This window comes from Exiguobacterium sp. AB2, from assembly GCF_000696055.1.
Lineage (GTDB): Bacteria > Bacillota > Bacilli > Exiguobacteriales > Exiguobacteriaceae > Exiguobacterium > Exiguobacterium alkaliphilum.
Genome location: NZ_JNAA01000049.1, coordinates 25,751 through 35,727, shown reverse-complemented (window position 1 = coordinate 35,727; position 9,977 = coordinate 25,751). Strand labels below are relative to the sequence as shown.

13 protein-coding genes are annotated in these 9,977 nt (G+C 51.8%); 6 read left to right on the top strand and 7 right to left on the bottom strand.

Annotation, left to right across the window (positions count from 1 at the left end; all coding sequences use genetic code 11):
• Window positions 1-403: 403 nt before the first annotated feature.
• Together DI14_RS07510 and DI14_RS07505 are read left to right on the top strand one after the other, a co-directional pair.
• A complete protein-coding gene (locus tag DI14_RS07510) occupies window positions 404-646 on the top strand; it encodes a hypothetical protein (protein WP_034807130.1) in 243 nt (80 codons plus the stop codon).
• Window positions 647-648: 2 nt separating this feature from the next.
• Entirely contained in the window at window positions 649-1,101 is a 453-nt protein-coding gene (locus DI14_RS07505; protein WP_034807129.1) for a hypothetical protein, read from the top strand.
• A gap of 30 nt (window positions 1,102-1,131) precedes the next feature.
• On the opposite strand, the gene DI14_RS07500 is transcribed toward DI14_RS07505, so the two are convergent.
• The 6 genes from DI14_RS07500 to DI14_RS07475 form a co-directional block, all read right to left on the bottom strand.
• Window positions 1,132-1,314 carry a hypothetical protein gene (locus DI14_RS07500; RefSeq protein WP_034807127.1) on the bottom strand — a complete coding sequence of 61 codons (183 nt, stop codon included), beginning with the start codon at window positions 1,312-1,314 and terminating at the stop codon, window positions 1,132-1,134.
• A 76-nt stretch (window positions 1,315-1,390) separates the two neighbouring features.
• On the bottom strand, window positions 1,391-2,719 hold the full coding sequence (locus tag DI14_RS07495) for a PTS sugar transporter subunit IIC (protein ID WP_034807125.1): 1,329 nt from the start codon (window positions 2,717-2,719) through the stop codon (window positions 1,391-1,393).
• A gap of 11 nt (window positions 2,720-2,730) precedes the next feature.
• Window positions 2,731-4,137: a GH1 family beta-glucosidase gene (locus DI14_RS07490; RefSeq protein ID WP_034807123.1), complete on the bottom strand. Its 1,407-nt coding sequence runs from the start codon at window positions 4,135-4,137 to the stop codon at window positions 2,731-2,733.
• Window positions 4,138-4,156: 19 nt separating this feature from the next.
• Window positions 4,157-4,465: a PTS sugar transporter subunit IIB gene (locus DI14_RS07485; RefSeq protein WP_024371995.1), complete on the bottom strand. Its 309-nt coding sequence runs from the start codon at window positions 4,463-4,465 to the stop codon at window positions 4,157-4,159.
• Complete coding sequence (locus tag DI14_RS07480) at window positions 4,462-4,809, bottom strand: PTS lactose/cellobiose transporter subunit IIA (protein WP_021065301.1); 348 nt, start codon at window positions 4,807-4,809, stop codon at window positions 4,462-4,464. The genes DI14_RS07485 and DI14_RS07480 overlap by 4 nt, the downstream gene beginning before the upstream one ends.
• Window positions 4,810-4,960: 151 nt before the next feature.
• Window positions 4,961-5,671, bottom strand: a complete 711-nt coding sequence (locus DI14_RS07475; protein ID WP_034807121.1) for a GntR family transcriptional regulator — start codon at window positions 5,669-5,671, stop codon at window positions 4,961-4,963.
• A 204-nt stretch (window positions 5,672-5,875) separates the two neighbouring features.
• Between DI14_RS07475 and DI14_RS07470 the strand changes: the two genes are divergently transcribed.
• The 3 genes from DI14_RS07470 to DI14_RS07460 are packed head-to-tail and all read left to right on the top strand — an operon-like array spanning window position 5,876 to window position 7,274.
• Window positions 5,876-6,316: a hypothetical protein gene (locus DI14_RS07470; RefSeq protein WP_034807120.1), complete on the top strand. Its 441-nt coding sequence runs from the start codon at window positions 5,876-5,878 to the stop codon at window positions 6,314-6,316.
• A complete protein-coding gene (locus tag DI14_RS07465) occupies window positions 6,317-6,811 on the top strand; it encodes a hypothetical protein (RefSeq protein WP_034807119.1) in 495 nt (164 codons plus the stop codon).
• On the top strand, window positions 6,804-7,274 hold the full coding sequence (locus DI14_RS07460) for a hypothetical protein (RefSeq protein ID WP_034807117.1): 471 nt from the start codon (window positions 6,804-6,806) through the stop codon (window positions 7,272-7,274). The genes DI14_RS07465 and DI14_RS07460 overlap by 8 nt, the downstream gene beginning before the upstream one ends.
• A 12-nt stretch (window positions 7,275-7,286) precedes the next feature.
• Here DI14_RS07460 and DI14_RS07455 read toward each other — a convergent pair whose 3' ends face one another.
• On the bottom strand, window positions 7,287-7,622 hold the full coding sequence (locus DI14_RS07455) for a hypothetical protein (protein WP_034807116.1): 336 nt from the start codon (window positions 7,620-7,622) through the stop codon (window positions 7,287-7,289).
• Window positions 7,623-8,038: 416 nt separating this feature from the next.
• On the opposite strand from DI14_RS07455, the gene glmS reads away from it, so the two are divergent.
• Window positions 8,039-9,835, top strand: coding sequence for a glutamine--fructose-6-phosphate transaminase (isomerizing) (glmS, locus tag DI14_RS07450; RefSeq protein WP_034807115.1), 1,797 nt, complete (start codon window positions 8,039-8,041; stop codon window positions 9,833-9,835).
• Window positions 9,836-9,977: the final 142 nt, after the last annotated feature.

The window sequence follows — 9,977 nt, the reverse complement described above, 5'->3', positions numbered from 1 at the left end:
TGCCCTCGCCGCTACGGGGATGGGTTTTTGTGTGGAACTTATTCGCAGGGGGAACGTATGGAGTAGGGAGGGGAAGAGGCGATGGATCATCGGACGAATGAGGAACGTGAACAGGACAAGACGACCTCGCTCTTCATGATGTCTTTGTTGTGCTGGTGCTTATACGGGCTACTTTACGGCATTTTTTATGCCAACGTTTCCGCGTTCCTGTTCGTGTTGTTCTCCTCTTTTCTAGGAGTGAAGGGATTACGGAGACGTCATCAATCGACGTCGAGACAGACCGCGACATCCTCATGCTTTTCTAGGAGTGAAGGGATTACGGAGACGTCATCAGCGGATTGAACGGGAACGGGAAGTTCGTCGTCTCGATGTGGAAATCGATTCAAAAGAAGGAGAGATGTTGATGAAACGCGAGTATGCGACATACGAAGTGACAGGCTATGATGATAAAGGAAAGATCAAGTTCGTCCATTTGAAAGAAGGCGAGTTCGTCTTGCCGGTCGAAATCAAAGGGGACGACTTGACGAAAATCAAGAAGATGATGCAACTCAATCCAGGGGTGACGGTCATCGTCCATGCCGCCGTCGACCAAAAACGGATGCGTCTGTTAGAGATTGACGGGTATTCGCTTCGAAAGGACGGCTGACGATGGCCCTTACAAAACTGGCGTCGCGTGATGGAACGACTGATATTTCGATTGAGAGCTATGCGTACGCGTATGAAGACGCCGACAACATCCATGACGCGGCGTGGCATCGGAACTGGGTCGGCTTCCACGCACCGGAGCACCGTATCACGTTCGATGACGTCATGCTCGACAGTCTGCTCGTCGCGTACTACATACCGGTGTTTAAGTCGTTTCTGGCCGGTGACGTGCGACAAGTTGAGTTCGAGCCGATGGAGCCGTACGTCTGTTTGACGTTGACGCGGCGAGACGGGGGTGGGGATGAAGTGGACGTACAGGGTCATCTCGAACACCCGCTCGGTGATGAAACCGAAGCGCTCGACTTTGCATTCGAGACGTCGGTCTTACGAGTGGAACAGTTCTTACAGGGGTTACGGGAAATCGCAAATGAGTTTCCCGTTCGAGAGGTTGAATGAAAAAACGCCATGACGAAAGCCGTCATGGCGTTATGCGTCTAGCTTGGAGATTTGCGCCCGATACTTGCCGAATGAGTAGGCGGCACACATCAGGAAAATCATATGTAGCCCAATGCCAATCAACATCGCATGCGGGATAATCGTTTGGAAGCCGAGACCGAACGCAAGGGCGGCGCTCGAAAAGATTAGGAAGCTCGGTGTGTAGTTTTTCATATTGTCCCAACTTTCTTACTCATTTTCCTAAATATAACAGCCCTTCTCTATAATGAGAAGGGCTGTCGTTATTTATTTAAGCTGACGCTTTGTCTGCTTCTTCTTGTGCTTTTACTTCTTCACCGTATGACACGCGGTCTTGCATGCGGACGAACGGGAGGTAGACAGCGACGGCCATAGCGATCGTTGCAATCTGTAAGAGCGCTGCACGCCATCCGCCAATCAAGAAACCAGAAATGACAGGTGGTGTCGTCCATGGAACTTGTAGTGCGTTGAACGGATCGACCCAGCCCCAAAGGATTGAAAAGTACACCATGAACGAGGCGATCGCTGGGACGACGACGAACGGGACGAACATGATCGGGTTGAACACAATCGGCATCCCGAAGATGACCGGCTCGTTGATGTTGAAGATACTCGGTGCGAGCGAGAGTTTACCGAGCTGCTTCAAGTGAGCCGAACGGGCAACGATGAGCGTCGCGATGATGAAACCGATGGTGATTCCGGATCCACCGAGTTTCGTGAAGACGTCGAGGAACTGGATGGTCACGATTTTTGCGTTCTCGCCGACGACGAGTGCTTCACCCGAGTCGAGGATGGCTTGGTTTTGAAGCGCGTTCGCTGTAAGGAGTGGTCCCATGATCCCCATGATGATTGCCGCTCCGTGAATCCCACACCACCACATGACAGACATGAGTACCATGATGATGACCGCTCCTGCGAGCGTGTCCGTCAAGTTTTGAAGCGGTGCTTGAAGCACGTCATAGACGACTTCTGTGAACGTTCGCTCCGCAACCGCTTGGAAGACTGCGAATGTCGCGACCGCAAGTGAGACGATGGCGAGACCTGGAATCAACGCCGAGAATGAGTTCGAGACACCTGGTGGTACACCGTCAGGCATTTTGATGCGAATGCCACGTTTGATGAACTGTGAGTAGATGAATCCGACGACGAGACCGACGACGATGGCAGCGAGGACACCTTGTCCGCCTGTCCATACTTTCGGGATGACTCCGCCGATTGTTTCCCCGCCTTCAGAGAGGACAGACGCTTGCGTGATGATCAAGAACGAGATAATCCCGAGGATACCGGCTGGCACCCCTTCGATTTTTTCGTTTTTGACGTATGAGTAAGCGATTCCAAAAACACCGATTAAAGCAAGGATGTCAAACGTGGCGCCAACGACTTGCGTGAGCGGGAGCGTCCAATCGGCTCCGAACAGGCCCGACATGAACTCGGCCCAACCTGGGATTGGGAGCGCGAGGATGAGCAAGAACAAGGACCCGATGATCGTCATCGGCATCGTCAGGATGAACCCGTCCTTAATCGCAAGGACGGGCTTTGCGTTCGCGAAACGAACGAAACCTGGCGTGAATTTTTCAAATACGGTTTCTAAGCGGCTCATGGGGAACCTCCTTATAGGTTTTCAGCGCGTGTAGCGATAATGTCTTTGTACCAGTAGAACGACTTCTTCTTCTTCCGTTCGAGGCCGTTGGCGTGGTCGACGTAGATGAAGCCATATTGTTTCTTATAACCGTTGAGCCAGCTGAGAAGGTCAATTGCTGACCAAGCGTAGTAGCCTGCGACGTTGATGCCTTGTTCAACCGCGTGCTTCACGGCACGGATGTGGCCTTCGATATATTCGATGCGTGGGTCGTCGAGGATTTCACCGTCAACGATCGGGTCGACGTCACCGAGACCGTTCTCTGTGATGTAGATTTTCACGTCACCGTAACGATCTTTGAGCATGTGCATGCCATCGAGGAACGCTTCAGGTGAGATTTCCCAAGCCCATTTCGTGTAGACTTTGTCGTCCATCATGACCGTCTTGTAGACGCCGTCGAATGACGGGTTACCTGGGCGACCCGTCGAGTTCTCGCGGCCACCGGCCATGACGAGCGCCGAGTCGTTTTTCATGACGCGTTGCGGGCTGTAGTAGTTGAGGCCGATGAAGTCGTTCATTGAAGCCGTACGCTTCAAGAGGTCGAGTTCTTCGTCTGTCATTTCAGGAAGGAGACCTGTTTCGTCAAGTCCTTTCACGACGTACGCCGGATATTCCCCTTTCAAAATCGGATCATAGAACCAGTGCGTCGCGTAGGCGTTCGCGTGCATTTCAGCGAACTTGTTCTCTTCGGCGTCATCGATGCTGAAGGCCGGGTTGAACACGTGTGTGATTCCAATCTCCCCTTCGTATCCGTTTTGTTTGAACAATTCGACGGAACGCGCGTGGGCGATATTAACATGGTGCGTCGTTTGGAAGTAACCTTTGACGTCGCCTTCGATGCCTGGCGGGTGTGCCCCAGTCAAGTAGCCGAGCGAGCAGAAGATGACCGCTTCATTGAACGTGATCCAGTGACGGACACGGTCGCCGAACGATTGGAAGCACGTATCGGCGAAACGGACGAATGCGTCAACCGTCTCCTTGTTCTTCCAACCGCCTGTTTCTTCGAGTGCTTGTGGGAGGTCCCAGTGGTAAAGTGTGACGAATGGGACAATGTTGTGCTTCAAGCACTCGTCGATCAAGTTGTTGTAAAACTCGAGCCCTTTTTCGTTCACTTCGCCTGTGCCGTTCGGGAAGACACGCGGCCACGAGATGGAGAAGCGATAGGATTCGAGTCCCATCTCCGCCATGAGCGCGATATCTTCTTTATAACGGTGGTAATGGTCGACGGCGACGTCGCCGTTCGTATCTTCAAACGTTTTTCCAGGAATTTTCGAGAAGACGTCCCAGTTCGAGAGTCCTTTCCCGTCCTCGTTCCATGCGCCTTCGACTTGGTAAGAAGCCGACGCTGCGCCGAACAAGAAATCTTTAGGCATTTTCAAAGTGGTCACCTCAATTGGATTATTTGTTCGCAAGTTTCATGGCGTGATCGAATACTTTCGCTCCGTTCATCATGCCGTAGTCGATTGTGTTGATGACGTCGATTGGCACGCCTTTTGGCTCACAGATTTGTTTGCCTTTTGAGAGCAAGTACTTCACTTGTGGTCCGAGAAGGGCGACGTCGAGGTTGTCGACATACGTTTCCATCTCTGATTCTGGATAAGCTGCGATTTCAGCTTCAATCCCACGTTCGGCGGCAACCGCTTTCATTTTCTCTACTAACATACTCGTTGACATACCTGCTGCACAGAAGAGTCCGATTTTCATCATTTTTGATCCATTCCTTTCAATTGGTTGATTTCGTTTTGCATGTTCATCATATAGCCGAGCATCTCTTTGACGAGGATTGTATTCATTAAATGGTCTTGCGCGTGCACCATGAGGACGCCGACCGTAGCCGTTTTTCCTTGTGCTTCGAGTGTGACGAATTTCGTCTGAATGGCATGTGCTTCTTTCAGTGTCGCATCACCAGCTTTCACCGCTTCAGCCGCTTCCTCTGCTTTCCCTTCTTGCATGAGGAGCATCGCGTGATGGTAGCTCGCTTTGGCGTCGCCTGAAAGGGCGATTAAACCAAAGATATCTTCGGGTGTAATCTCGATTGTTTCAGAAACCATAGTATCTCTCCTTTTTGTATGGATAACCTGAATTCATAGGTACAAATTCTACAAACTGATAGTAGCACGATACCGCTTACATGTAAACCCTTACTTTTCACACAAGATGGGAATGAAAAAAACGCACGCGAGATTTGGCTCTCGCGTGCGTTTAGGATTTAATATTTGAAACTTTAAGCATCTTCACATGGCGGAAATGGTGGATGGTGCGTGAGACGTCAAAGATTTGACCGTTCGTCAAATAGACCGTGTTGTCGACGAGAAGGGCGGGATCGTTCTCGTTCAATTCGAGCAGTTCCGCATCTTCTGCCGTCAAGAAGTCGGCATAAATGACGCGGTCGGCAAAACCGATAGCGAGCTTTTGGTCATTCCGGAAGTAATTGTAAATCGACTGTTCCGTAATGTTTCGATCGAGATAGACGACAAGTTCTTTTCGGAAGTAAGAATCTTCAATCGAAAACGGGTGGTCATCGACGAGACGGAGACGCTTAACAGAATAAACCTCCGCTCCGACCTCGCACTTCATCCGTTCCGCCACTTCTTCGTTCGCTGTCGTCAATTCGAAATGGAGAACGCGCGTCTCAACTTTGCGGCCGCTGAAATCGCTCGTGAGACCTTGTAACTTCTCTAAGTTTACATAGTCACTCATATAGTGGTCACGAACAAAGACCCCGCTGCCTTGCACTTGATAGACGTAGCCTTTATTGACGAGAATCTCGATTGCTTTCCGCACCGTATTTCGGCTGACACTATATTTTGTTGCGTATTCGTCTTCGGTGAGGAGTTTGTTCGTATGTTGATAGACGTGATTCATAATCTCTGTCTCGATCTGGGAGGCAACTTGTTTGTACTTTGGGCCCATAACTGTCTGCACCTTTCACGTTGAAAATTTGTAGGTATGAATACGCTCTCAGTATATCAGAAAATAGGTTCGGGTGGCGGATAATCCTTCGCCTTTTGTTGAAAAACGTCGAACGATTGTTGAGGGAATATTTAGTAAATTTGAAACGTAGGTGAAAAAATTTTCGTATACTAAGGAAGAGATGGAAAAAGAAGGGGTGAGGGAGTGGGGAAAATCCAACATGACGTTAGGCAAGTGATTACGATACGACGATACGGGTTCCCGGCATCGATGTTTTATGTTGTTGTTTTTCTGTATGCGTTGTTCGTCGAACGGATGTGGATGATTCCGTTAATGTGGCTACTCGCCATCTTTCTCATCTTCATGGGAGGGAACGAATATCGCATCATGCGTCACGTCGCAGCGAATCCCTTGGCCATCAAGTGGCTTCGCATCCAATATGCGATGACATGGCTAGAGGCGCTTTTATTGGCGGCATCGATGACGGCGTTAGTCCTCGACCATAGCATCGGATTGTTGATTGGTGTCTTCTTTGCGCTCATGCGCTTCACGGACTCCTATCGCGACCGCCTCCTTACAAAGAAACTACAGGCAGTAGAACCGGACATACCGACTTACGAACAACTGATTGAAAGGATGAGTTAGATGGAATTATCCCCGCATTCAAAACGACAAATCGATACGCTGCTACGCTTTCAGACGTTCACGGGTTGGGCGATCGGCATTCTCACTGTGACGGTCATCATCGGGATGTTGACATTCGCCTCTTACCGAGACCTGTCAACAGGCGCAATCATGGCAACGATTTTCGGTTTTTGCTTCCTATTGATTGGCATCGAAGTCGCCAAGTTTAACTTGTGGCTACGGTTCGTTAAGAACAAAAAGGCGCGCAGGCTGTTGTCGTTACGTTATACGGCGATGTTCATCGGTTTTGCCGCCATCGGCTATTTCGGCTACGTCGTCTTCAATCAGACGCCGCAACCGCAATCGTTCCAGGCCTTCCTGTTGTCGCAAGCCTTTTTCTGGGGCGCCTCGTTCATCGGCAAGTGGCTCGACCGCATCATCCAAACGCATGACGATCGCTATTTGACGGACAAGGACTTGAAGTTGATTCGGGAAGCGCGTGAGTATCATGAATAAGCGGAGCCAGATGCGTGAACTGATGGCGTTCGACAGCGCGAAAAAGACATCCGTCGTTTTCTTGTCTTTTGTCGGTGTCATGATCTTGTTTTTTCTGGTCGAGTATAACTGGCTCTCCGCGGTGACGGTCTTCTTCATCGGAGCGGTGGCGGGCCTGCCTGATTTCTATAAAGCTTGGCGACGTGAGACGATTAAAAAGAAGTACCTGGTCTCTCGCGAGGCAAGACGCCTCATCCACTTCGGTTCGATGAGCGGATTACTTATGTACCCACTCGTTTTACTGTGGGTCTACGCTGCACTCACGAAGCTCATGTCACTCCAAACGTTCTTCCTGATTGGGGTGGTCTCGTTCCTCTTTGCGGTTCCGATTGGGAAGTGGTACGAGCGCTATATGGCTAGTCTCGATGACAACTACGTCTCTGAAGCTGAATTGAATGAAGAACGAAAATGGGGGAGCGCCTGAGCGCTGCCCCTTTTATTTGAACGTCCGGATGATGAAGTATACACAAGCAAAGAATGGGAGCAAGAACAGTGCGCCGAGCCACTCACCTTGACCGAAGACGAGCCAGGCGAACAGTTGGAACGATAAAATTCCTGCGGCGACGAGGCTTGCGAATCGGAGGGCTCTCGGACGGCTGGACGGTTCGCGCCACCAGTCTTTGAAGAATGGAAAGCTCGTCACAAGTGCCAAACCGAGGAAGAAGGCGGCCGGGAACACGAGCAAATCCCCGAGCTCGTCATTCCCTTGAACTTGCAACCATTTCGAGAGCGTCGATAAGATGATGCCGATGACGAGAAAACCGATATTCATAGCCATTCCTCCACTCCATCTAATAGATACTTCCATCATGCCCGAACGAGCCCGCCGGGACAAGTCTGTTCAAAAAAAGTCGCTTTTTAGTGAAAGTGGTGACTTTTACATGAACGATAAAAAAGTATCGGAGGACGGTGTGAGAAAAATGCTATTCGTGTCGAGGGAGAACCGTTAGCATGTAAGGGTATCTGGAGAAACGGCTGGATCGGATTGAAAAGCGCCAGAACTCTGCGGAGTTGACGAGGACGAAGGTGATCGAGATTTTCGGCGGATGCCTTCTAGTCGCCTGTCACGACTAAGAGTCTTTCAGTAAAACGCCCGGGTGACCGGACGGACAAAGTGAAAGACGATGACAGCTCTTAGAAAAAGCCCGTTTCCTTTTTCGAGAAATCGAATATAGAGGAGAATTGTGTATGTGTGGAATTGTAGGAATGATTGGTCAAGTCGGGACGAAAGAGATTTTGTTGAAAGGGCTCGAGAAACTCGAGTACCGGGGCTATGACTCAGCAGGAATCGCGCTCGTCGGAGAAAGCGTGAACGTATTTAAGGAAGTCGGCCGCATCGCCGCACTTCGTGACATCGTGCCGGTCGAAGCAGAAGGAACGGTCGGGATCGGCCACACACGTTGGGCGACGCACGGCGTGCCGAGCGTCCCGAACGCCCACCCGCACCAGAGTACGACGGCGCGCTTCACGCTCGTCCACAACGGCGTCATCGAGAACGACGAGCAGCTCAAGGCGACGCTCGACGTGCCGTTCAAGTCGGAGACGGACACGGAAGTCATCGTCCAGCTCATGGAGAAGAACTTCGTCGCGCTCGGCGACGTCGAGGCGGCGTTCCGCAAGACGCTCGCTGAGCTCCACGGCTCGTACGCAATCGCGATGATCGACTCGGAGGACCGTGAGCGCCTCTATATCGGCAAGAACAAGTCGCCGCTCCTCGTTGGTCTCGGCGACGGCACGTTCAACGTCGTGGCGTCGGACGCGATGGCGATGCTCCAGGTGACGGACCAGTACCTCGAGCTCCACGACGGCGAGATCGTCATCTTGACGCGCGAGTCGGCGACGATTAAGACGCTCGACGGCGAGGTGTTGGAGCGCGCGCCGTATACGGCCGAGATCGATGCCTCAGACATCGAGAAGGGCACGTACGCGCACTACATGTTGAAGGAGATGGACGAGCAGCCGGCCGTCATCCGCAACATCATCCAGCACTACCAGAACGACGCCGGTGACATCGAGCTCACGGAAGGCGTGCGCTCGCTCGTCTCGGAGGCGGACCGCATCTATATCGTCGCGTGCGGTACGAGCTATAACGCCGGGCTCGTCGGAAAAGACATTTTAGAACGGATTGCCGGCATTCCGACCGAGGTGCATATCTCGTCAGAGTTCGGCTACAACATGCCCCTCTTAAGTTCACGTCCGCTCTTTGTCTTCTTGTCACAGTCTGGTGAGACGGCCGACAGCCGCGCCGTCCTCGTCGAAGTGAAGAAACGTGGCCATAAGGCACTCACGATGACGAACGTGCCAGGGTCGACGCTCTCGCGCGAGGCGAACGAGACGATGCTCCTTCACGCCGGCCCGGAGATCGCGGTCGCGTCGACGAAGGCGTACACGGCCCAAATCGCCGTCCTCGCCATCCTCGCCTACGACATCGCCCGTGCGAACGGAAAAGAGCTACCGTTCGAATTGATGCCGGAACTCGCACGCGTCGCGACGATCATGGACTCAATCATGTCACAAAAAGAGCTGTTTGAAGATTTGTCAGAACGTTACTTGAAGACGACACCGAACACGTTCTTCATCGGACGCGGCCTTGACGCGTCGGTCTGTCTCGAAGGCGCGCTCAAAGTGAAGGAGATCTCGTATATCCAAGCGGAAGGTTACCCAGGTGGTGAGCTCAAGCACGGATCAATCGCCTTGATCGAGGACGGGACGCCGGTCATCGCGCTCATCTCGCAACCGAAGACGAACTTGAACATCCGCAGCAACGTCAAGGAAGTCGTCGCCCGTGGCGCGAACGCCTGCATCATCTCGATGCAAGGCGTCGAACACGAGGACGATGAGTTCATCTTGCCGCACGTCGAACCACTCCTTGCACCGCTCGTTACGGTATTACCGGTTCAACTCATGGCGTATTACGCCGCACTTGGCCGGGGTTGCGACGTCGACAAGCCGCGCAACTTGGCGAAATCGGTGACGGTAGAATAACACTATACACACCTAAGCACTTCTCGAAACAGAGAGGTGCTTTTTACTGCTTGCCGATATCTTTGCCAACAGGCAAAATAGTAGGATAAGTAAGCGGTTCCATCGTATGGTTATATAAAGATAAGCGATGAAAGAAGGTCTG